A 21,459-nucleotide genomic window follows, 5' to 3' on the forward strand; every position below is an offset into this window, starting at 1 on the left:
GTCCTCTGCCTGCCCTGTGCTGGCCGCAGGTTTAGCCCGCAGACCGCCACGCTGCACGGAGAATATCGCCGCAGCCGTCCGGCGGTCCGCGGCTCAGGCCCCGACTGCCCCGTCAAACCAAAGGTTTGCCTCCGGCAAAACGGGAGGGCGCTTCGCACCCGCCCGAGGTCGGCCACGGCGCTCCGCAGCTTATCCACAGCCCCTTGCGTCCCTCTTCCACCCGGCCCCAACACCTGCCATAATGACCGTCAACCAAAACCAAGGAAGAGCAGCTCCCGCACATGGCCGACGACCTCCTCAGCACGCCCGCAGCCGAGACCTATGACGCCTCCTCCATTGAGGTTCTCGAAGGCCTCGAACCGGTCCGACAGCGCCCCGGCATGTATATCGGCGGCACCGATGAGCGCGCCCTGCACCACATGGTGGCGGAAATCCTCGACAACTCGATGGACGAGGCCGTGGCCGGCCACGCCAACCGCATCGAGGTGACGCTGCACGCCGATTATTCCGTCACCATCTCCGACAACGGCCGCGGCATCCCGATCGACCCGCACCCCAAGTTCCCCGACAAATCCGCGCTCGAGGTGATCCTCTGCACCCTGCATGCGGGCGGCAAGTTCTCCGGCAAGGCCTACCAGACCTCCGGCGGTCTGCACGGCGTGGGCTCCTCGGTCGTGAACGCGCTGTCGGATTCCATGGTCGTGCAAGTGGCCAAGAACAAGGAACTGTTCGAACAGCGCTTCTCCCGCGGGTTGCCCCAGGGCCCGGTCGAGAAAATCGGCGCAGCCCCGAACAAGCGCGGCACCTTCGTCACCTTCCACGCCGATGAGCAGATCTTCGGCCACCACCGCTTCAAACCCAAGCGCCTGTTCACCCTGGTACGCTCCAAGGCCTATCTGTTCTCCGGCGTCGAGATCCGCTGGAAAACCGAAATCGACGACGGCGAAACCCCGGCCGAGGCCACCTTCCACTTCCCCGGCGGTCTCAAGGACTACCTGACCGAAGTGTTGGGCAAGTCCTCCGTCTACGCAGACCAGCCCTTCGCCGGCAAGGTCGAGTTCCGCGAGAAATTCGGCGAGCCGGGTTACGTGGAATGGGCGATCAACTGGACGCCGTCGCGCGACGGCTTTACGCAGTCCTACTGTAACACCGTCCCCACCCCCGAAGGCGGCACCCATGTCACCGGCTTCTGGTCCGCCATCCTCAAGGGCATCAAGGCCTACGGCGAGCTGGTCGGCAACAAGAAGGCGGCCCAGATCACCCGCGACGACCTGATGGCGGGCGGCTGTGCGCTGGTCTCCTGCTTCATCGCCGACCCCGCCTTCGTCGGCCAGACCAAGGACCGCCTCTCGACCGAATCCGCCAACAAGATGGTGGAAAACTCGGTCCGCGACCATTTCGACAACTGGCTCGCCGCCGACACCAAATCTGCCGGTGCCATCCTCGACTTCCTGATCCTGCGCGCCGAGGAACGGCTGCGCCGCAAGCAGGAGAAGGAGACCCAGCGCAAGTCCGCCACCAAGAAGCTGCGCCTGCCCGGCAAGCTGACCGACTGTACCTCCAAGGACCGCTCCGGCACCGAGCTGTTCATCGTCGAGGGCGACTCCGCGGGTGGCTCCGGCAAGGGCGCGCGCAACCGCGAATACCAGGCGCTGCTGCCGCTCAAGGGCAAGATCCTGAACGTGCTCGGCGCTGCCTCCAACAAGCTCGGCTCCAACGCCGAGATCAACGACCTCTGCGAGGCGCTGGGGGTCGGGCTTGGTTCCAAGTTCAACCTCGACGATCTGCGCTATGACAAGATCATCATCATGACCGATGCGGACGTCGACGGCGCCCATATCGCCTCGCTCTTGATGACCTTCTTCTTCACCCAGATGCGCCCGCTGATCGATCACGGCCACCTGTACCTGGCCTGCCCGCCGCTGTTCCGCCTGACGCAAGGCGCCAAGCGCGTCTACTGCCAGGACGAGGCCGAGCGCGACTACTGGCTGGAAAAGGGCCTCGGCGGCAAGGGCAAGATCGACGTCAGCCGCTTCAAGGGTCTGGGCGAAATGGACGCCAAGGACCTGAAGGAGACCACGATGGACCCCAAGACCCGGAAATTGATCCGGGTGACCATCGACGAGGACGAACCGGGCGAGACCGGCGACCTGGTCGAGCGCCTGATGGGGAAAAAGCCCGAGCTGCGCTTCCAGTATATTCAGGAGAACGCGAAGTTCGTGGAGGAGCTGGATGTTTGAGAGAGATGCATTGGGAGGTTGTCGCGCTATCGCAAAAAATGTTCGCAGGTGCTGCCCTACACGACCATGTGGTTGCCAGATGGGCCTTTCTTAACGGCTTTTACAGGCACTTTGCATGGAATGCCTGTCAAGCGATTGAGAAGTATTGCAAATGCATAATTTTGCTGAATTCGTGTGAGAAAGTCGAGAGCACTCACAAGGTCCACCATTTATTCACTGAGGCGACTAAGCACACGGCAGGTCTGACTTCCCAAAACTTCGACTTTTCCAAGCATTCTCTCCCAGATAAGATCGCGGATTTCCCCTACCCTAGAGGCGAGGGAACTGAAGAAACGTTGCAAAATTTTGTTGCTCGAATGGGAGCTGTGGGAAATCCAGCCACCAGATACAGGCAGTCAAATGCTCGCGTCCTACCACTTGACTTGGCCAAACTGGACATTCTCTGCGGCATCCTGCGAAAGTTCTGTATTCCACTGGGTGGTAAAACGAAGGCCGGCAAGACGTACTCCGAGTTACTGCGAGAGGAACCCAACTTTGACCCCGAAGTTGACTTTGCGGCGCTATCAAAATCCAAATACCTGAAAAGTGCTCATCAGATGGCTTTGTTTGAGCGCAACAATCCCACCATCGCAGCCAGCGACATAGAAAAAATGGATTTTAAGTTTTCATGGGATTCTTCTGATATCGCGGCATCGGCAATGACAACTTCGAATAGAGAGGTTGTTCGTGAATTCTTGGAAACGAGATTCACAAAGCACGATCATATCGTAAAAGTATTTGCCGATACGCTTGAGGAACGAGACAAAATTTAAAGTGGTCAACCGGGCACAACACAAGGCCCGCGCCTGACCTTGGGAGGGCGCGAAAGCGCCTTCCCGGGGGGAAGGTCAGGCGCGGGCCGTGCGGCTAACGCCCCACGTCCCAGGAAAATTCCTGCCAACGCCGCTCCTTGATTTGCACCGTCGGTTGCGCAGGGCTCCGCCCGTCCACACTTCAAACCGTCCCCCGGACGGTTTGCCGCTTCGCGGACCAGTGTGAACTCCCGGGGGTAAGGTCAGGCGCCGGCCGTGCGGCTAACGCCCCACGTCCCAGGAAAAATCCTGCCAACGCCGCTCTTTGATTTGAACCGTCGGTTGCGCAGGGCTCCGCCCGTCCACACTTCAAACCGTCCCCCGGACGGTTTGCCGCTTCGCGGATCAGTGTGAACTCCCTAAGGTCAGGTCAGGCGCGGGCGATGCGGCCGACGCCCCAGAGAGCAAACCGCCAACACCTTCACCTTTTCAAAAATACTCCCGCCGGAGGCATCCCACCTCCCGGTCTGCGCCTGCCTGGGCGGGACGCGACTGTGCCTGTCCGTTCTGCCAAGGGCCAACCTCCGGTATGATCCGCAGGCAGGCGCAGCCCCGGCCGTTGCGCCCATCCCCAAACCAGCGCACGCGCCGCTTGCGCGCCCTTAACCCCGGCCTGCCATACTCCATTCCGTCGCGACACAAGGTGCGGACTGACGCCCCGCACCCACAGGAGATACGGGGACCCCAAAGACCACCTCTTCATCGGGTGCAGGGGTTCTCCGCAAAACGGAAGCTTTCGAGCGGACAACGGGGCCTGACACGCCCCCGCCCGGCCCTCCGCCTCAGGCCCCTCCGGGCCCCTGGCGGCGCCGCCACTCTTCCACGGGCCAGCACGACACGGCCCTGCAACCATAACGGCCACCGGCCCCGAACGCGGCCCAGGCACACCCCCGGACAAGGTCTTCCCTCTGCCCGGCCAACCCCGCGCATCCGGTGACAGCTTCGTGAGGGCTGTTGCCTGCCCCCGTGTTCCCTTCCTAAGCTCAGGTCAGCCGATCATAGCGGGGACACGAGCCATGGCCTTCATCGCGGACAACCAGCTGCCCCTGCTTCTGCTGTTCTTCCTCGCGGGCCTCATCGGGACCGCCTTCCTGTTTCGCAAGCCCGCAGGCCACCGCGCCTGGCGGCTGGCGGACCTCGTCTGGGTGGTGCTCGGCGGCTTCGGCGCGCTGGCGGCGGTGATCTCCGGCATCTACGCCGCCGACAGCTCGCGGCTGGAGCGCCAGATCGACATCGCCTATGCCGCCACCGCCGCCTTTGACCGCGACGCCGCCCGCTTCCGCCTGCGCTTTTGCGACCCCGCCTATGATGCCGACATCGCGGTCCTGTGCGACAAGGTCGAATTCCTCTCCGCATCCACCGCGGGCAATGCCGAGCTGCCGCTGTTCATCGCGGTCACGGATGAGGTCGCGCCGCTGCGCGGGCTCAGCCTGCTGTTCGGCGGCCGCGCGACCGCGCAGCAGATGCAGGACATGACAGCCACGGCCAGCGCCTTCGACCCGCAGGCGTTTCTGGTCTTTACCGCGCTCGACGCGCCCGCACAGGCGGCGGTCGACACCCTGCGCCGCAAGGTGCCCGCCATCGCCGGCGATTTCCTGATCCTGGCGCGCGCCTATGATGATCTGATCGCCCATGTGGCCAAGCTCAAGGACGAATGGGACTATCTCCAGGCCAATGCCCATATCCTCGCGCTGCAAGTGATCGCGCTCTGCCTGGTCAGCTTTGCGGCCCCGTTCCGGCTTGGCAAATCCATTGTCGAGCTGCGCCGCCACGGCTAGTCTCGGAGCTGCCGCCACCGCTTCCGGAGCCCAACGCCCGTGATCCGCCTCCTGCTTCTGATCCTCGCGCTACTGCCTGCCGCCTGTGGCCGACCGCTGACAGAGGCCGAGCGCAGCTATCTCTCGGGGTTGCACGGCAGCACCCTGGACCTCGACCGGGTCCGCCTGGTGCGCGGCGCGCCGGTGGCGGCGGTCACCTTCCGCCGCAGCCCGCGACCACGGCTCAGTTGCCGCGAACGCATCCTGCCGCCGGTCAAGGACGAGATCGTGACCTCCTCGCCTGCGGCGGTGGCGCTGTTCAACCGGGTCTTCTTTGCCCGCATCTGGTACGCCGACGACTACCTGCCGGAATACCCCGAGCGCCTGCACCTGGTCGAAACCATGCTGCTTGCGCATGAGGCCACCCATGTCTGGCAATGGCAGAACCGCCGCCGCACCGGTTATCACCCGCTGCGCGCCGCCGCCGAGCACGGCAGCCGACGCGATCCCTATCTGTTCGAAATAACAGATGAAACGCCGGATTTCCTCAGCTACGGCTATGAACAGCAGGGTGCCATCGTCGAAGAATACGTCTGCTGCCGCGCCCTCGCGCCACAGGCGCCGCGCACCCACCGCCTGCACGCGATGCTGGCGCGCCACATGCCGGTCCGTCCGCTGCCGCAAAGCCGCGAAAGCGACGTCTACCTGCCCTGGAAGGATGTCGAATTGCGCGGGATCTGCGACTGACGCCCGCGTCGCCGAACCGGCGCACGCAGGCGCGCGCCCGGCCGCAGCGGCAGGTGGCCTAGCCGGTCACCTTCTTCACGAATTGTGATTTCAGCCCGATCGCGCCGACACCGGCGATCCTGCAATCGATGTCGTGATCGCCCTCGACCAGGCGAATGCCGCGCACCTTGGTGCCAACCTTCAGGGTGGAGGACGCGCCCTTGAGCTTCAGATCCTTGATCAGCGTCACCGTGTCCCCATCCTGCAGCAGGTTCCCGACACTGTCGCGCACCTCGGCCGCGGTTTCGGCAGCGCCCGCCTCGGAGGCCGCCCACTCATGCCCGCACTCGGGGCAGATCAGCAGGGCGTCCTGCTGGTAGCTGTAGGCAGAGGCACAGGCGGGGCACGGAGGCAGAAGATCACTCATGCCTTGGCCCTAGACCGTTCGCAGGGTGATTGCCAGCCTCGACTGGCAGGTCCGACGCAGGTGTACGACACACCCCGCGCCGGTGCCCATCTCTGGCTCAGCCCTTGCCGGTGATGCGGATATTGCCCTGCAGCTGGGCGCCACTTTCGGTGGCCATGGCCTTGGCCTCGACATCCGCCGTCACTTGCGCGCTGGCAGACAGCCGCAGATCATCGCAGGCGATCCGACCGCTGTAACGTCCCTCGACCGCAACCTGCTGGGCGCTGAGCGCGCCATCGACCCGACCGCCGGCATGGACCGTCACGGATTGCGCCGACACGTCACCAACGACGCGCCCCCGGACCTCGACACTGCCCTTGCTGGAGCTGAGGTTCCCCTCCACGGTCACGTCTTCTTCGATAATGGATTTCACCACGGGTACACCTTTTCTTCATTGTCCGGCAGACTTGTCCTGCCAAATCTATCTTGGAAGTCGCAATTTGACCACCAGCCTTCCCGGCGGTGCGCAGCGGAATGCCAGTCTGCCGTCACAGCGGCACCAGCACCCCGTTCTCCAGCTTCACCTGCCGGTCCATGCGGGCGGCCAGTTCCAGGTTGTGGGTCGCGATCAAGGCCGACAGGCCGGTGCCCCGCACCAGTGTCATCAGCGCGGCAAAAACCTGGTCCGAGGTCGCCGGATCGAGATTGCCCGTCGGCTCATCGGCCAGCAGGATGCGCGGGCTGTTCGCGAGGGCACGGCAGAAGGCGACCCGCTGCTGCTCGCCGCCCGACAGCGCTGCCGGGCGGTGGTCTGCGCGCGCCGCGAGGCCGACGGTGTCCAACAGCTCCGCTGCCCGTGCCGCCGCCGCCTTTTGCGAGGTGCCGTTGGCCAGCTGCGGCAGCACGATGTTTTCAAGGGCGGTGAACTCCGGCAGCAGGTGGTGGAACTGGTAGACGAACCCCACCTCCTGACGCCGCACCCGGGTGCGGCGGCGGTCGCCCTTGCCGCTGACGTCCTCGCCCGCAACGCGCACCTCGCCCGCGTCCGGCGTGTCCAGCAGCCCGGCGATGTGCAAGAGCGTCGACTTGCCCGCGCCCGAGGGTGCCACCAGCGCCACCACCTCCCCGGCGTGCAGCGCCAGATCGGCACCGCGCAGCACCTGGACCTCGCCCGGTTCGCCACGCAGGTAGGACTTGCTGATGCCCTTCAGCTCCAGGGTGATCTCACTCATAGCGCAGCGCCTCCACCGGGTTCAGCCGCGCCGCGCGGCGGGCCGGGAATATGGTCACGAAAAACGACAGGCCCAGCGACAGGCCAACCGCGGACATGACGTCGGTCAGCCGCAGCTCGGCCGGCAACGCATAGATGCCGCGGATCGAAGGATCCCAGACACCGCCGCCCATCACGTAGTTCACGAAGGAAAAGATCGGGTCGATATAGATGGCAAAGAGGCACCCCAGCACCACGCCGCAGACGGTGCCGATGACACCGGTGAAGGCGCCGCAGATGAAGAACACCCGCATCACCGACCCTTCGCTGAGACCGATGGTGCGCAGGATGCCAATGTCGCGGCCCTTGTTCTTGACCAGCATGATCAGCCCGGAGACGATGTTCATTGCCGCGATCAGCACCAGGATCGACAGGATCACGAACATCACGTTGTCCTCGACCTCCAGCGCCCGCAGGAACCCGCCGGAGGCGTCACGCCAGGTCCACACCCCGGCATTGCCACCCGCCGCCTGCAGGATCGCATTGGCCACCCCGTCGAGGTTCTCGGGGTCCTCCACCATCACCTCAATCTCGTCCGCGACACCCTCGCGGTTGAAAAAGGCCTGCGCCTCGGCAAACGGCAGGTAGACGCGGGTGCGGTCGATGTCCCAGCGCCCGGCGGTGAAGATATAGACCACCTCATAGGCGTTCACCCGCGGGCTGGTGCCAAAGGCCGTCTTGATCCCGTTCGGCGAGATTAGCTTGATCTTGTCGCCGACGCTCACCCCCAGCTCCCGCGCGATGCCCGAGCCGATGGCGATGCCATCCTCGAAACGCGACAGGTCGCCCTGCGCCTCGTCGCTCTCGGCGACACCGGGAATACCGCGAATGTCCTCGGCCGAGATGCCAAAGACCTCGACCCCGGCGTTGCGCTGGCGCAGATTGGCCATCACCTGGCCCTTGACCAGCGGCGCCGCCCGCACCACGCCGGGGACCGCGGCCACCCGCTCGGCCAGCGCCTCGTAATCCTTCAGCGACCGGTCCAGCGCCCCGGCGGCGTTCACCTCGCCGTAGGAATAGACGGTGACATGGGCGTTGGCCCCCAGGATGGTGCCCACGAACTCCGACCGGAAGCCCGAGCGCACCGCCAGCGTCGCAATCAGTGCGAACACCGCCAGCGTGATCCCGATGAGGCTGATCCAGGTCATCACGCTGACGCCGCCTTCGGCCTTGCGGGCGCGCAGGTAGCGCCAGGCGATGATCCATTCAAAACGTGAAAACGGCGGAGGTGTGGTGGCCATGTGTGGTCCTGCCCGGAAATTTTGCCTGCAAACTGTGCTGCCTAACGCCCCGGGTCAAGGTTTGGTTGCACGGCGCACGAACAATCCGCGCTCACCGGCAGGAACCGGCCGCCTGCATGTGCCCGCCCCTTTTCACGGCGACGGCCTGCCCGGCGACTTGCCCGCGCCCCCGGATGGAGGCAGCGAAAAAGGGCGCGAAACCGCGCCCTTCTCTGAAAGGTATCACGAGTGCCGACGCAGTTCAGAAGCCGCGGCCGGTGCGGTGCTTTTCGTAGACCGCCGCAACCTTACGCACGGCTTCTTCCGGGCTCAGCTCCTCGCTCTCGCCGGTGCGCCGCGAGGTCAGCTCGACCACGCCGTTCTTCAGCCCGCGCGGGCCAACGGTGATGCGCCAGGGCAGACCGATCAGGTCCATGGTGGCGAACTTGCCGCCCGCGCGTTCCTTGCGGTCATCATAAAGCGGATCCAGACCCGCCGCGGTCAGCGCCGCATAGATCTGGTTACAGGCGGCATCGGCCTCGTCGTCGCCCTGCTTGAGGTTGACGATGCCGCAGTGGAACGGGGTCACGCCCTCGGGCCAGATGATGCCCTTGTCGTCGTGGCTGGCCTCGATGATCGCGCCCAGCAGACGGCTGACGCCAATCCCGTGCGAGCCCATGTGAACCGGCACGTTCTTGCCATCTGGCCCCTGCACGGTGGCGCCCATGCTTTCGGAATACTTGGTGCCGAAGTAGAAGATCTGCCCCACCTCGATGCCGCGCGCCACCCGGCGACGCTCCTCGGGGATCTGGTTGAACAGGGCTTCGTCGTGGGTTTCGTCGGTGCGGGCGTATTTCGAGGTGAACTCCTCCAGCACGCTCTGGCACTGTTCGACGTTGTCATAGTCGATGTCGCGATCACCAAAGGTGAGGTCGGTCACCGCGCTGTCATAGAAAACTTCCGACTCGCCGGTGTCGGCCAGCACCAGGAATTCATGGGTGTAATCACCGCCAATCGGGCCGCCGTCGGCACGCATCGGGATCGCCTGCAGGCCCATCCGCTCATAGGTGCGCAGGTAGCTGACCAGGTGGCGGTTGTAGGCGTGCAGCGCGTCTTCCTTGGTCAGGTCGAAGTTGTAGCCGTCCTTCATGTAGAACTCGCGGCCCCGCATCACGCCAAAGCGCGGGCGGATCTCGTCGCGGAATTTCCACTGCACCTGGTACATGGTCAGCGGCAGATCCTTGTAGCTGCTGACATGGGCGCGGAAGATGTCGGTGATCATCTCCTCGTTGGTCGGGCCGAACAGCATGTCGCGCTCGTGGCGGTCGCGGATGCGCAGCATCTCCTGGCCGTAGTCATCATAGCGGCCCGACTCGCGCCACAGGTCGGCCGGCTGCATGGTCGACATCAGCATCGGGATGTGGCCCGCGCGGATCTGCTCGTCATGGACGATGCTTTCGATCTTTTTCAGCACCTTGAAGCCCAGGGGCAGCCAGGAGTAGATCCCGGCGGAGGATTGCTTGATCATCCCGGCGCGCAACATCAGCCGGTGGCTGACGATCTGGGCTTCCGAGGGGTTTTCCTTCAGAACAGGCAGGAAGTAGCGGGACAGGCGCATGGCGGTCTCATTCTAGCAAACGGGTTCACGAATTCAGGTTCCCATGCGGTCTAAGCCATCGCTGCGCCACAGGCAATCAGGCGCGTGCGGGAAAGCTGCCGGACCAACTCTGCTAAAAATTGTCAAAAAGACACGCTATGGGTGCTGAGGGCGCAACGCCGGGGCGCCCTTTGGCGCTTCCCGGTCTTTCATTTGTTTATGAGTTTCCAGCAAGGCAGGGGGAAATTATGGCAACGTTCAAGTGGTTCAACGGGAATCAAGGCGTTTTCCGATACTCGAACTTCGGAAATTACGAGGTAACCAAGGTCACCTCCAAGGCGATTTTCGCGGAATACAACGGACAGGACGGCCCGATCGACGAGACTTCGCAACCGGCGCGAATCAAGGTGCTCATCAAGGACGCCGTCACAGCCGGGAGCAGCGGCAGTTTCACCGAAGGAACGATCACCAAGATCATCTGGTACAACAGCGATGGCGACAGGATCATGGAGGCGTCCGGCCTGAACGTCAGCCTGCCGATTGCAGCAGCGATGATGGCCAGTGGGAACCCGCATCAGCTGGACGAACTGATCTGGGCCGGGGGGCACACTTTCATCGGCTCCGATGACAGCCAGTATCCCTTTGACTGGGACGGTGACGACCTGCGCACCGGTTTTGGCAACGACACCGTTTCCGCGAATGGCGGCGATGATTTCATCACCGACCTCGGCGGCGCGGACATCTACGATGGTGGCGACGGCCGCGACACGCTGAACTACAGCGACAGCTTCCATTACGTGTTTCTTGCCAAACAGGGCATCCGCGCGGATCTCAAGGCGGGCACCATCATTGGCACGGATGGCCTGACCGACCAGGTCAGCAACATCGAGAACGTCCGCGGCTCGTTCATGCGCGATGTGATGAAGGGCGATGACGGCGACAACCGCTTCACCGGCCTGCAGGGCAATGATTTCTTCCACGGCCGGGGCGGATTTGACACCATCCGCTACGACCCTGATGTCAGCCGAGGCGGCTACGTGGGGGTGAAGGTGAACCTCGGCAAGGGCACCGCCATCGACGGGTTCGGCAACCGGGACACCTTCAAGAGCATCGAGGGCGTGCGCGGCTCCAACTACGATGATGTGCTGAAGGATTCCGGCATCGACAACTGGCTGTCGGGGCTTGGCGGCGACGACGTGATCTGCGTCAACAACGGCAATGACACCCTCGAGGGCGGCAGCGGCGCCGATGTGTTCCAGTTCAAGAGCAAGAGCTTTGGCGACAACACCATCCGCGACTTCGAGGACGGCGTCGACATGATCGAGATCCTGCACGCCAAGCGGTTTTCCCAGCTCACCATCGAAGACACCGGCGACGGCGCGGCCCTGGTCAGCTACCGCGGCAGCAGCATCACCGTCGACAACGTCTCGGCGAGTGACCTGACGGCGGACGATTTCATCTTCTGACCCGGCAATGACCACCCGCAAGGCGGCAGCACCACTCGCCTTGCGGGGCAAGATTTCCTTGACTTGCCCCCGGCCTTTTGCGGCTTATCCCCGCCTTGCCCACAGGCGATTGCCCCCAGCCCCTTGCATGGGCTGGGCGCATCAGGGAAGACTGGCGACCAAGATCCTGAACAATGCGGACGCGAACGGGCAGACGGACCATGGCGCTACCAGCGAAGAAACAGTTCAAATTCTGGGGCCTTGCCGCAGTCGTCTTTGCCGTGGTGATGTGGGCGCTCGGGAACGTGTTGCTGCCCTTCATCCTGGGCGCGGCGATTGCCTATATGATCGACCCGATTGCCGATCGCCTCGAGGCCTGGGGTATGAGCCGGACCGGGGCCACCGCCACCATTACCATCGCCGCCCTGCTGGTGTTCCTGCTGCTGCTGCTGGTGGTGGTGCCGACACTGATCTACCAGCTGATCGACCTGATCAACGTGCTGCCGCAACTGGTGCGTGACGCCCGCGCCTTCGCGGTGGAGCACGTACCGTCCCTGTTCGAACAGGACACCCGCATCCACAAGGCCGTCAGCACCCTTGGTGAAACCCTGCAATCGCGCGCGATGGAGCTGTTGCAGACCGCGCTGGGGTCGGCGGTTTCGCTACTCAACATCGTGGTTCTCCTGGTGATCGTTCCGGTCGTGGCGGTCTACCTGCTGCTGGACTGGGACCGGATGATCGCCCGCATCGACGAGCTGCTGCCGCGCGACCACCAGCCGGTGATCCGCCACATCGCGTCGGAAATTGACAAGGTGATGCACTCCTTCATCCACGGAATGGGCACGGTCTGCCTGATCCTGGGCAGCTACTACGCGGTGGCCCTGATGCTGGTGGGGCTGAACTTCGGCCTTGCGGTGGGCTTCATCGCCGGGCTGGTGACCTTCATCCCCTACCTGGGCGCGCTGATCGGCGGCGCCCTGGCCATCGGCCTGGCGCTGTTCCAGTTCTGGGGCGACTGGGTCTCGATCGGGCTGGTGGCCGGGATCTTCGTGATCGGCCAGATCGTCGAGGGCAATTTCCTCACCCCCAAGCTGGTCGGGGATTCCGTCGGGCTGCACCCGGTGTGGCTGCTTCTGGCGCTGTCGGTCTTCGGCGCGCTGTTCGGTTTCGTCGGCATGCTGGTTGCCGTGCCGGTGGCCGCCGCCCTGGGGGTGATCGCGCGCTTCCTGACCGAGCAGTATCTCAACAGTCGCCTCTACCAGGGACAGGGGCACCGCGACGCGGGGGCCGAGTGATCCGATGGCGCAACAGCTGAGTTTCGATCTACCGTCCAAACCGGCCCTGGGGCGCGATGATTTCTTTGTGGCCCCCTCCAACGCGATGGCCGTGGCGCTGCTGGATCCGCAGTTTACCTGGCCCAGCGGCAAGCTGGTGCTGACCGGTCCCGCCGGCGCCGGCAAGACCCACCTGGCGCATGTCTGGGCCAGCCAGACCGGGGCGCGCATCCTGCCCGCAACGGCGCTGACCGAGGCACAGCTCACGGAGCTGTCGCAAGGCCCCGTGGTGGTCGAGGACGTGCCCGACATCCGTGCCGACCGCGAGCGCCAGAACCTGCTGTTCCACCTGCACAACCTGGTGCTGGCGCAGGGGCACGCGCTGGTGATGACCGGGCAGATGGCCCCGAATCTCTGGGGGCTCAGCCTGCCGGACCTGCAAAGCCGGGTACAGGCGGCAACCCATGCCGAGCTGCAACCGCCGGATGACCAGCTGCTGGCGGTGGTGCTGGCCAAGCTCTTTACCGACCGCCAGATCACCCCCAAGCCCGACGTGATCCCCTACCTGGTGGCGCATATGCACCGCTCCTTTGCCGCCGCGGCGCAGATCGTCGGGCGCCTGGATCACCTGTCACTGGCGGAAAAACGCAGCCTGACCCGGCCGCTGGCCGTACGGGCGCTGTCGGAAATCCGGCAGGAAAGCACGGAAAACGCCGCCTAGGCAGGAGGTTGACCCCGCCCTTGCCTTGGCCCATCCTGACCGCGGACTGCAAGACGAAGGCCCGATGCCCATGACTGATGCCCCCGCCGCCGCCAACACCGACTGGGGCCCTTTCGGCCGACCGCTCTTTGACGATCCCGGCGCGCGGGCGCTGTCCCGGGTCGGCGTGGTCGACGTCGGGTCCAACTCGGTGCGCCTCGTGGTGTTTGACGGCGCCGCCCGCAGCCCGGCCTATTTCTACAACGAGAAGATCATGTGCGCACTCGGCGCCGGCCTGTCGGAATCGGGTCGGCTGAACCCCGATGGGCGCAAACGCGCGCTCTCGGCGCTGCGCCGTTTCCAGCATCTTGCGCGGGGCATGGGCCTGCCGCCCTTGTCGGCGGTGGCCACCGCGGCGGTGCGCGACGCCTCCGACGGGCCGGAGTTCTGCGAGGAGGTGCTGCGCGAGACCGGCCTCAAGATCCACGTTATCGACGGGCGCGAGGAAGCCCGGCTGTCGGCGCAGGGCGTGCTCCTGGGCTGGCCCGGGGCCTATGGGCTGGTCTGCGACATCGGCGGCTCCTCGATGGAGCTGGCGGAGATCCATCACAACACCGTCGGACGCCGGGTGACCTCGCCACTGGGGCCACTGAAGCTGCGCGACATCAAGGGCGGCCGCCGGGGCCGCAAGGCCTATATCGCCGAGGTGATCGACCAGCTGAAAGAAGAGATGGGCGCGCAGCGCGACCGCCTGTTCCTGGTGGGCGGCAGCTGGCGGGCGATTGCGCGCATCGACATGCACCGCCGCGGTTACCCGCTGAAAGTGCTGCATGAATACCGCATGTCTCCCCGCGACATGCGCGAGACCGCCCGCTTCATCGAAAACAGCGACCTTGGCAAATTGCGCAACGCCTGCGGCATTTCCTCGACCCGGATGGCGCTGGTTCCCTATGCGATCGACGTGCTGACGCGCCTGGTCAAGACCTTCAAGCCCAAGGACATCGCGGTGTCCAGCTACGGCATCCGCGAGGGGCTGCTGTATGAGCAGATGCCACAGCGCCTGCGCGAGCGTGATCCGCTGATCGAGGCGTCGCGTTTTGCCGAGATGAAGGACGCCCGCATCCCCGGCTTTGGCAAGACGCTTTATGACTTCGTCAGCCCCCTCTTCAACGGCGCCCCGCACAGCAAGCGTCGGCTCGTCAAGGCCGCCTGCCTGCTGCATGACGTCAGCTGGCGGGCACATCCCGACTACCGCGCCGAGGTCTGTTTCGACAACGCCACCCGCGCCAATCTCGGCGGGCTGAAACATTCCGAGCGCGTGTTCCTGGGGCTGGCGCTGCTGCACCGCTACAGCAACAAGCGCCAGGGCAGCGCCTTTGACCATCTGTACGGACTGCTCGACGAGAAGGGCCAGCACGAGGCCGAGGTTCTGGGCCGCGCGATGCGGTTCGGCGCGATGCTGATGGTGTCGGACAAGGGCGACATCGGCAAGCTGCGCTGGCAGCCGCGCAAGCGCGTGCTGCATGCCGCCCTGCCCGATGCCGCCCGGCCACTGTATGGCGAGGTGGCCGAGAACCGCCTGAAAGCCCTGGCCAAGGCGCTGGACGCTGAAGTGGTGCTGAGCTTCACCAAGCCGCAAAGCCCCAAGGAAGAGGCCGTCCATACCGCCGAGGTCCCGGCGGATACAACCGCGGCACCGGCCACACCGCGCGGGTAATCGCGCGGCGGCTGGACCTGAGAGGCCCGCGCGTATCGCTCGGGCCGGAGACATCACCTCGGAGATATTTGCCCCGTGTCGACAGGCCAGTGCGGTTCGGCCCGTGCGTTTAGGCCCATGTCAGCAGAGCAGCGCCGTCGGGGCGGGTGTCAGATGTCGATTGCCTCGCCGTCCGGCACGGTGTCAGTGGGGTCGTCTTCGGGGGGCTCCGTGTCCGGCTTGCGGCGGATGATGATATCGCCATTGGGCAGGATCTCGGGCATCTCGTAGACGCTCCAATCCTCGACCTCGCGGGCGATATCCGCCAGCGCCGGACCCATCTGGGACAGGAACGCGCCCATCGAAGGCCCGATGTCCTGCATGAAGCCCTGCAGATCCTGCAGCGCCGGTGCCATCTCCTGTTGCAGCCCGCGCAAGAACAGCTCGGCCCCGCGTTCCATCAGGCTGGACCCGGTGTCGTCGGGCGGCGTGCGCTCGGCGTCCTCCTGCGCAAGCAGGGGCGTGGACAGAAGGCCGATCAGGGCCACGGGCAGGATGATCTGTTTCATGCGGTCAATATAGGTCGCGCGCCGGGGCGAAAACAGGGGGAAGCGCAGAGAAACAGTGCCATTCGCACCGGCAGGCCGGTCAGTCCAGCTGCAGGTCCAGCGTGACCGGAAAATGATCCGAGGCATCCAGCAGCGCCCTGTGCAGCGTCGCGTCACCGCGGCACTCGGCATCCTCGAAAGGGTGCCAGATCCGCCAGTGCGGCTGGTATTGCATCAGGCTGTGCGAGATCATCACGTAGTCCAGCAAGGCACAGAAATAACGTTTCGTTTCAGGGTTATAGAACCGCGACGTGCTGGGCAGCGGGTCGCGCTGCGCGCCGCTCAGCGCCAGCCCGTGCGGGTCATTCAGCAAATCCCCCATCACGATCTCGACCGAGGATCGGCCGAACAGTTTTTCGTATTCGTCCAGGCCCGGACCATCGTTGAGATCGCCCATCACCACCACGTGGTCGCCGGCGGCGACATGGGCGGCCACCCGGCGGTGCAGCCAGATGGCCTGGGCCAGCTGCTTGCGCCGATTGGCGATCGACCGGGCGGTGGCGGCGGCCGGGGTGCGCGCACCATGCGGCGCCTTGGACTTCAGATGCGCGCCGATCATCCGCAATGCGGTGCCGCCCCGGGTGGTCACCGCCAGCTCCAGCGGCGGCTTGGAGAAACGCACCGCGTCCGCCTGCGCATCGACATCCAGATCCATCGGCAGAACCCCGTCAAAGCGCGGCGCATCCGGTGCGGCCTGCGGATCATGTACCGCCGAGAGCACCGCGGGATCATACAGCAGGGAAATCTCCTGCCGCGTGTCATTGGCAAAACCGCTGACCGCCTCGCAGGTGCGCAGGCCCGCCTCGGCCGCGAAATGTTCCAGCGCCCGGGCGCTGCGCTGGGTCTTGCCGGTGTTGGGTGCCTCGACGATCATCACCGCATCGGCGTCGATGCGGCGCAGCACATGGGCGATCGCCCGCCCCTGGGTGTAGCGGTCCGTGCCATGGTGTCCCGAGGGCGCCGAGTCCAGCAGCAGGCGGTCCTGGCTGTCAAACAGGTAAGCGAACCATTCGATGTTATAGGTTGCCAGCCGCATTGCCGCAGCACCCGTTGATCTGGTCCCAGGCGCGGTTGATGTCGATCATCCGCTTTTCCGCCAGCCGCACCGCCTCTTCGGGGACGCCGCGCGCCATCATCGCATCGGGGTGAGTGTCGCGCACCAGCCGCCGCCAATGCTTGCGGATCTCGTCCTTGTCCATGTCGGGGCTGACGCCAAGAACGGTATAGGGATCCTTCGGCGCATCCGGCACGAAGCGCGCCCGCAGCGCCTGGAACTGCTGCGGCGTCTGCCCGAAGATGCGGCTCACCTCCTCGAGAAACTCGTTCTCGCCGGGGTGGTAGAACCCATCGGCCATGGCAATGTGGAACAGCCCCTCCATCAGGTCGTTGAGGGTCGAGGGGTCATCCGCGAACATCCGCTGGATGCGGGCCGCATATTCCCGATAGCCGGCCACATCGGTGCGCGCGATGTTGAACACGCGGGCCGCCCCGGCCTCATCCTCGCGGGCGATCTGGAACACCTCGCGGAAGGCGGTGACCTCGTCGCGGGTGACCTGGCCATCGGCCTTGGCCATCTTGGCCCCGAGCGCGATCACCGCGATGGCAAAACCCACGGTGCGTTCGGGCGGGGCACGCAGCCGGTCGAACACCTGCGTCAGGCTTTCACCATTGGCAAGCGCTGCCAGCGCGTCAGATATGCGAGACCAAAGCGACATGGCTCCAGCCTAGCGGGGATTGGCGGCGCTGTCAGGGGCAGGAATGCCCGGCGTCAGGATTTTCTGCATGAAAACAGTATCAAGCCACTGCCCCCACTTGCAGCCCAACTGCGGCATGCGCGCCGTTTCCACATAGCCCAGCGCGGCGTGAAAGGCGATGGCGGCCGGGTTCGCGCTGCTGACGCTGGCCACCAGAACGTGGATGTCCGCCTGGCGCGCCGCCGCCTCCAGCGCCTGCATCAGCAAGCGCCCGGCCCCCTGGCCCTGGGCCTCGGGCAACAGGTGGATGGTGTGTTCGGCGGTAAACCGATAGCCGGGACCGGCGCGAAACGGGAAGAAATAGGCATGGCCCAGCACCCGGCCCGCCTGCTCGGCGACAAAGTAACTACCGGGCCGCGCCGCGATCTGCGCCCGGACCTGCTCGGGCGTTTTCTCCTCGGTGTTGAACGTGGCCAGCGTGTCGCGGATCACCCAGTTGGCGATGGCACAGCAGGGCTCGGCGTCCGCGGCGGTGGCGGGGCGGATCTTCATGCCAGCAGCCTCGGCCCGTGTGGCGTGTCGAACTCGGCCTGCAGGGCGGGAGGGCCAGACTCAACCTCCACGCGCGGATCTTCCAGCACCCGCGCAAGTGCGGCACGCAGGGCGCTGGCCTCCGGGTGGCAGACCGTCAGCCGCCGCAGCCGACACCCCGATTGCGGCAGGCTGGCGGTCGGCGGCGGCGACTGCCATTGCAGAACCGACGGAAAGACGTTGTCAAAGGGCTGAATCCCATCCGCGGGCACCGTCATCAGCCAGCGCAGGTCACCGCGCGCCATCTGCACCGGAGACTGCGCATGCTTCGGCAGCAGCGCCTGCTCCTGCGCCATATCCTCGGCCCGCAGGATCCAATGCGCCAGCCGCGCCGGGCCGCTGAGATTGTCGAGGTCGAACCAGCGGGGCCGTTGCTGCGGCTGCTGCGCGGGATCAATGGCGATCGCCTCCAGATAGAGGCCGTCCTCAAGCCCGATCAGGCGGTTGTGCGTGCCGAAGCGGGCGTGGCTGCCGCCTGCCCCGAGCCGGACCCCCATAGCCTCTTCCACATGGGCGGTGGCCTCCGCCAGGGTGGCGCCCGCCACGGCCAGGTGATCCAGTCTCATCATGCGCTCCCTCTGCCGCCGACAGGGCAGAGACTAGCCAAGCCGCGGCCGGGCGCAAGCCGCGATTGCGCCCCTGCGCCGCGTCAGGCCGACCGCGCCCAGGGCTCGTCAACCTCCTCGTAGACCTCCGCCTGCGACGGCGGCGCTGCCGGGTCATCATGGGTGCGGAACGCGCCGATCGCCTCGGCCATTGCCTGCGCCTCGCGCGACAGCCCCTGGCTGGAGGCGGTGACCTCTTCAAACAGGCCCGCGTTGCGGGTGGTGGCATCATCCAGGCTGGCCATCGCCGCATTGATTTCCTGCAGGCTGCCGGATTGTTCGCTGGCCGCCTGGGAGATGGTTTTCATCAGGTCCGCGGCGCTGGTCACCGAGGTGGAGATCTCGTCGATCGCCGCACGGGTCTGATCGACCAGGCCCGCCCCGAGGTCGACGTTCTCGCGCGCCTCGGCCACCAAGGTGGCGATTTCGGTCGCCGCTTCCTTTGAGCGATGCGCCAGGGTGCGGACCTCGGAAGCGACGACGGCGAACCCCTTGCCGACCGACCCGGCACGCGCGGCCTCGACCCCGGCGTTCAGCGCCAGAAGGTTGGTCTGCTGTGCGATCGAGTCCATCAGCCCGATGATCTGCGAAATCTTCTGCGAGCTCTCCTTGATCGCCTCCATCGCGCCATAGGCCTGTTCCACCACCTCGATGCTGTTGTCAGCGTTGCGCCGCGCCGTCTCGACCGAGGCAGAGGCCTCTCCCGAGGCCTTGGCGGTGCCGCTGATCGACACCGACAGCTGGTTCACTGCGGCGGCGGTGCCCGCCAGCGTCTGCGCGGTGCGCTCCGAGCGGCCCGACAGGTCATGCGAGGCCGCGGAGATCTCGGTGCTGCTGCCCGCGATCGACAGGCCATTGGCGCTGAGACTGCGGATCGAGGCTTCCAGCTTGTCCACCGCGGCGTTGAAATCATCGCGCAGCTTGGCATAGCCCTCGCCCATCTCCTCCTCGATCCGCACGGTCAGATCACCTTGCGACAACCGCTCAAGACCGGCGCCGATGGCACCCACGGCGGCGGTCTGTTCGGCCAGCCGGGCGTTGCGCTCGGCCTCGGCCGTGGCCTCCACCTCGGCCTTTTCGACCAGCCCGTCACGGAACACCCGCAAGGCGGTGGCGATGCGGCGGATCTCGTCGCTGGCCCGCTCGTAGCCGGTGACCGGACGCAGATCGCCCGCCGCCAGCCGCTCGGTGGTGGCGCTGATGTTGGCCAGCGGACGCAGGATCAGCACCCGGGTCAGCACAAGCGCCGCCACAAAGACCGCCGCGGCCACGCCCATCAGCATCTGCATCTGCCGCTGCGCCGCTTGAACTTCACCAGACAACCCCTTGGCAATCGACGAAATTTCCAACTGGCTGTCGGCACCCAGCTTGCCCGCGCTATCGGCAAAGCGCAGCACGGCCGCAACCGTCGCCTGCGCCGCCTCTGCGGCCTCGTCCGAGGCACGCAGCGCCGCGGCCTTGAACAGCGGCAGACCGTTGGCCGGATCGGCCATGGCGATCATCGCTTCCAGCTCGGTGCGGAACACGCCCTGTTCGAACGCGTAGAACCCTTCCAGCGCCTGCGCCGCCGCCTGCAACGACCCCGTCGCAATCTCCACCGCATCCAGGTCCGAGGCAGCCGCCATGTCCAACGCGGCGACCTGGAAGGCGTTGATCCAGCGGGTCAGCTCCAGCAGCTGCAACAACACGCCGACCTGGTTGTCCAGCAGTCGCTGGATGGTGTCACGGTTGCCGGCGCTGGCCCCGGCGGCCGCGTCCGAAAGGCTGCGGGTCATCGTTTCGATCGCAGCCGTAAGCGGGCCGAGGCTCGCACTGCGCGCCGCCAGCACCGGCCCGCGGCTTTCCTTCAGCTCCTTGCGGCTGGCCGAGAGCGTCGACTGGAACAGGGCCACCGCGGCGCTGATCTCGCGACGCGACCCGGCGTCCACGCCGAGGTCCTCCAGCCGCGCCAGAACCGGCTTCAGCCGGGAACCGGCGGTCTTGGCCATCTTCTTCAATTCGCGCTTGGTGGCGACGTCGCGCACATGCCCCAGCGCCAGCGCCGCGCCGGAGAGAATGCTGATGTCCGCCCGCGCTTCCAGCAGCGTTTGCAGGTCGCCAAACTGCTGCTCGACCAACGTTTTCAGCGCCGCGTCCACCTGGGTGATCGTGGCTTCGCCGCCCTCGACCAGGCCACTGCGGGCCGCACCGGCCACATCTGCCAGCCGCATCTGCACGGTCTCTCCCATCATCTGCAGGCTGGAGGTGCGAATGTCGATCATCACCTGGTTGCGGAAGGCCCCGCTGCGGGCCGCGATCAGGCTGTTGAGCCGCTCGGCGGCCGTTGCCGCCTCGGCCTGGAACTGCGCCTGGTGGTCGCCGCCCAACCCTGCCGCGCTGGCGTTCAGATGCGCGATGGCGGCTGCAGCCTCCTCCTCGGCGGCGGAGAGTTCGGTCGCGTCGCTGGCCTGCAATACCGCGATCATCACGTCCTTGGTGCGGGCCGCCGCGTCGGTCAGCTGGCGGCTCAGCTCCAGCTCCGGCACTTTCGCATCGGTCAGCACCCGCATCTGGCTGCCCACCTGCGCGAACACCAGCGACACCAGCAATCCAACTGCCGCGGCCGCGGCCCCCATCGCCATGAGGATCAGCGTGATCTTGGCGCCAATGCTGGAAAAAGGCCGAAAATAGCGTTTTGCGGATCCGTTTTTTTTGCGTGCGGTCATGATCTCTTCCGTGGCAGCCGCCAGATCCCCCCGGGCCGCCGATGGCCGATGGGAAGATGCCGCCCCGCAGGACC

General features: G+C 65.6%; 19 protein-coding genes. 8 read left to right on the forward strand and 11 right to left on the reverse strand.

Annotated elements, in window-relative coordinates; genetic code table 11:
- Positions 1-281: 281 nt before the first annotated feature.
- From parE to ACZ52D_RS01670, 4 genes are all read left to right on the forward strand, one after another.
- Positions 282-2,240, forward strand: a complete 1,959-nt coding sequence (gene parE, locus ACZ52D_RS01655) for a DNA topoisomerase IV subunit B (protein WP_464442340.1) — start codon at positions 282-284, stop codon at positions 2,238-2,240.
- A gap of 5 nt (positions 2,241-2,245) precedes the next feature.
- On the forward strand, positions 2,246-3,052 hold the full coding sequence (locus ACZ52D_RS01660) for a hypothetical protein (protein ID WP_464442341.1): 807 nt from the start codon (positions 2,246-2,248) through the stop codon (positions 3,050-3,052).
- 1,055 nt (positions 3,053-4,107) lie between these two features.
- On the forward strand, positions 4,108-4,869 hold the full coding sequence (locus tag ACZ52D_RS01665) for a hypothetical protein (RefSeq protein WP_464442342.1): 762 nt from the start codon (positions 4,108-4,110) through the stop codon (positions 4,867-4,869).
- Between the two features lie 39 nt (positions 4,870-4,908).
- Positions 4,909-5,595: a hypothetical protein gene (locus ACZ52D_RS01670; RefSeq protein ID WP_464442343.1), complete on the forward strand. Its 687-nt coding sequence runs from the start codon at positions 4,909-4,911 to the stop codon at positions 5,593-5,595.
- Positions 5,596-5,653: 58 nt separating this feature from the next.
- Here ACZ52D_RS01670 and ACZ52D_RS01675 read toward each other — a convergent pair whose 3' ends face one another.
- The 5 genes from ACZ52D_RS01675 to proS all read right to left on the reverse strand — a co-directional run bounded on the left by ACZ52D_RS01675 (position 5,654) and on the right by proS (position 10,088).
- Positions 5,654-6,001 carry a zinc ribbon domain-containing protein YjdM gene (locus tag ACZ52D_RS01675; RefSeq protein WP_464442344.1) on the reverse strand — a complete coding sequence of 116 codons (348 nt, stop codon included), beginning with the start codon at positions 5,999-6,001 and terminating at the stop codon, positions 5,654-5,656.
- A 97-nt stretch (positions 6,002-6,098) separates the two neighbouring features.
- Positions 6,099-6,413, reverse strand: a complete 315-nt coding sequence (locus ACZ52D_RS01680; RefSeq protein ID WP_369927004.1) for a bactofilin family protein — start codon at positions 6,411-6,413, stop codon at positions 6,099-6,101.
- A 115-nt stretch (positions 6,414-6,528) separates the two neighbouring features.
- Positions 6,529-7,212, reverse strand: a complete 684-nt coding sequence (locus ACZ52D_RS01685; RefSeq protein ID WP_222453933.1) for an ABC transporter ATP-binding protein — start codon at positions 7,210-7,212, stop codon at positions 6,529-6,531.
- On the reverse strand, positions 7,205-8,491 hold the full coding sequence (locus ACZ52D_RS01690) for a lipoprotein-releasing ABC transporter permease subunit (protein ID WP_464442345.1): 1,287 nt from the start codon (positions 8,489-8,491) through the stop codon (positions 7,205-7,207). Before ACZ52D_RS01690 ends, ACZ52D_RS01685 begins: the two co-directional genes overlap by 8 nt.
- Before the next feature lie 241 nt (positions 8,492-8,732).
- Positions 8,733-10,088: a proline--tRNA ligase gene (proS, locus tag ACZ52D_RS01695; protein ID WP_369927010.1), complete on the reverse strand. Its 1,356-nt coding sequence runs from the start codon at positions 10,086-10,088 to the stop codon at positions 8,733-8,735.
- A gap of 227 nt (positions 10,089-10,315) precedes the next feature.
- Between proS and ACZ52D_RS01700 the strand changes: the two genes are divergently transcribed.
- The 4 genes from ACZ52D_RS01700 (at position 10,316) to ACZ52D_RS01715 (ending at position 15,203) form a co-directional block, all read left to right on the forward strand.
- Positions 10,316-11,533: a calcium-binding protein gene (locus ACZ52D_RS01700; protein ID WP_464442346.1), complete on the forward strand. Its 1,218-nt coding sequence runs from the start codon at positions 10,316-10,318 to the stop codon at positions 11,531-11,533.
- Between the two features lie 200 nt (positions 11,534-11,733).
- Positions 11,734-12,807: an AI-2E family transporter gene (locus tag ACZ52D_RS01705; protein ID WP_369927014.1), complete on the forward strand. Its 1,074-nt coding sequence runs from the start codon at positions 11,734-11,736 to the stop codon at positions 12,805-12,807.
- A 4-nt stretch (positions 12,808-12,811) separates the two neighbouring features.
- Positions 12,812-13,507 (forward strand): HdaA/DnaA family protein, encoded by a 696-nt coding sequence (locus ACZ52D_RS01710; protein WP_222453938.1) that lies wholly within the window; start codon positions 12,812-12,814, stop codon positions 13,505-13,507.
- Positions 13,508-13,571: 64 nt separating this feature from the next.
- On the forward strand, positions 13,572-15,203 hold the full coding sequence (locus ACZ52D_RS01715; protein ID WP_464442347.1) for a Ppx/GppA family phosphatase: 1,632 nt from the start codon (positions 13,572-13,574) through the stop codon (positions 15,201-15,203).
- A 149-nt stretch (positions 15,204-15,352) separates the two neighbouring features.
- Here ACZ52D_RS01715 and ACZ52D_RS01720 read toward each other — a convergent pair whose 3' ends face one another.
- The 6 genes from ACZ52D_RS01720 to ACZ52D_RS01745 form a co-directional block, all read right to left on the reverse strand.
- The gene (locus ACZ52D_RS01720; RefSeq protein WP_464442348.1) at positions 15,353-15,751 is read right to left on the reverse strand and encodes a hypothetical protein; all 399 of its coding nucleotides are present in this window, start codon (positions 15,749-15,751) and stop codon (positions 15,353-15,355) included.
- A 79-nt stretch (positions 15,752-15,830) separates the two neighbouring features.
- Positions 15,831-16,826, reverse strand: coding sequence for an endonuclease/exonuclease/phosphatase family protein (locus ACZ52D_RS01725; RefSeq protein WP_464442349.1), 996 nt, complete (start codon positions 16,824-16,826; stop codon positions 15,831-15,833).
- Entirely contained in the window at positions 16,807-17,505 is a 699-nt protein-coding gene (locus ACZ52D_RS01730; protein ID WP_222453942.1) for a molecular chaperone DjiA, read from the reverse strand. The genes ACZ52D_RS01725 and ACZ52D_RS01730 overlap by 20 nt, the downstream gene beginning before the upstream one ends.
- Positions 17,506-17,514: 9 nt before the next feature.
- A complete protein-coding gene (locus ACZ52D_RS01735; protein WP_464442350.1) occupies positions 17,515-18,036 on the reverse strand; it encodes an N-acetyltransferase family protein in 522 nt (173 codons plus the stop codon).
- Complete coding sequence (locus ACZ52D_RS01740; RefSeq protein ID WP_464442351.1) at positions 18,033-18,641, reverse strand: VOC family protein; 609 nt, start codon at positions 18,639-18,641, stop codon at positions 18,033-18,035. Before ACZ52D_RS01740 ends, ACZ52D_RS01735 begins: the two co-directional genes overlap by 4 nt.
- 83 nt (positions 18,642-18,724) lie before the next feature.
- Positions 18,725-21,385 (reverse strand): methyl-accepting chemotaxis protein, encoded by a 2,661-nt coding sequence (locus ACZ52D_RS01745; RefSeq protein ID WP_464442352.1) that lies wholly within the window; start codon positions 21,383-21,385, stop codon positions 18,725-18,727.
- Positions 21,386-21,459 lie beyond the last annotated feature (74 nt).

This window comes from Leisingera sp. S2M4, assembly GCF_055398055.1.

Coding starts and splice junctions, on each gene's coding strand:
- ACZ52D_RS01685 (WP_222453933.1), bottom strand. CDS start 7,212: ATGAGTGAGATCACCCTGGAGCTGAAGGGCATCAGCAAGTCCTACCTG.
- ACZ52D_RS01710 (WP_222453938.1), top strand. CDS start 12,812: ATGGCGCAACAGCTGAGTTTCGATCTACCGTCCAAACCGGCCCTGGGG.
- ACZ52D_RS01735 (WP_464442350.1), bottom strand. CDS start 18,036: ATGAAGATCCGCCCCGCCACCGCCGCGGACGCCGAGCCCTGCTGTGCC.
- ACZ52D_RS01740 (WP_464442351.1), bottom strand. CDS start 18,641: ATGAGACTGGATCACCTGGCCGTGGCGGGCGCCACCCTGGCGGAGGCC.
- ACZ52D_RS01675 (WP_464442344.1), bottom strand. CDS start 6,001: ATGAGTGATCTTCTGCCTCCGTGCCCCGCCTGTGCCTCTGCCTACAGC.
- ACZ52D_RS01745 (WP_464442352.1), bottom strand. CDS start 21,385: ATGACCGCACGCAAAAAAAACGGATCCGCAAAACGCTATTTTCGGCCT.
- ACZ52D_RS01665 (WP_464442342.1), top strand. CDS start 4,108: ATGGCCTTCATCGCGGACAACCAGCTGCCCCTGCTTCTGCTGTTCTTC.
- ACZ52D_RS01690 (WP_464442345.1), bottom strand. CDS start 8,491: ATGGCCACCACACCTCCGCCGTTTTCACGTTTTGAATGGATCATCGCC.
- ACZ52D_RS01720 (WP_464442348.1), bottom strand. CDS start 15,751: ATGAAACAGATCATCCTGCCCGTGGCCCTGATCGGCCTTCTGTCCACG.
- ACZ52D_RS01660 (WP_464442341.1), top strand. CDS start 2,246: ATGCATTGGGAGGTTGTCGCGCTATCGCAAAAAATGTTCGCAGGTGCT.
- ACZ52D_RS01725 (WP_464442349.1), bottom strand. CDS start 16,826: ATGCGGCTGGCAACCTATAACATCGAATGGTTCGCTTACCTGTTTGAC.
- ACZ52D_RS01705 (WP_369927014.1), top strand. CDS start 11,734: ATGGCGCTACCAGCGAAGAAACAGTTCAAATTCTGGGGCCTTGCCGCA.
- ACZ52D_RS01700 (WP_464442346.1), top strand. CDS start 10,316: ATGGCAACGTTCAAGTGGTTCAACGGGAATCAAGGCGTTTTCCGATAC.
- parE (WP_464442340.1), top strand. CDS start 282: ATGGCCGACGACCTCCTCAGCACGCCCGCAGCCGAGACCTATGACGCC.
- ACZ52D_RS01715 (WP_464442347.1), top strand. CDS start 13,572: ATGCCCATGACTGATGCCCCCGCCGCCGCCAACACCGACTGGGGCCCT.
- ACZ52D_RS01730 (WP_222453942.1), bottom strand. CDS start 17,505: ATGTCGCTTTGGTCTCGCATATCTGACGCGCTGGCAGCGCTTGCCAAT.
- proS (WP_369927010.1), bottom strand. CDS start 10,088: ATGCGCCTGTCCCGCTACTTCCTGCCTGTTCTGAAGGAAAACCCCTCG.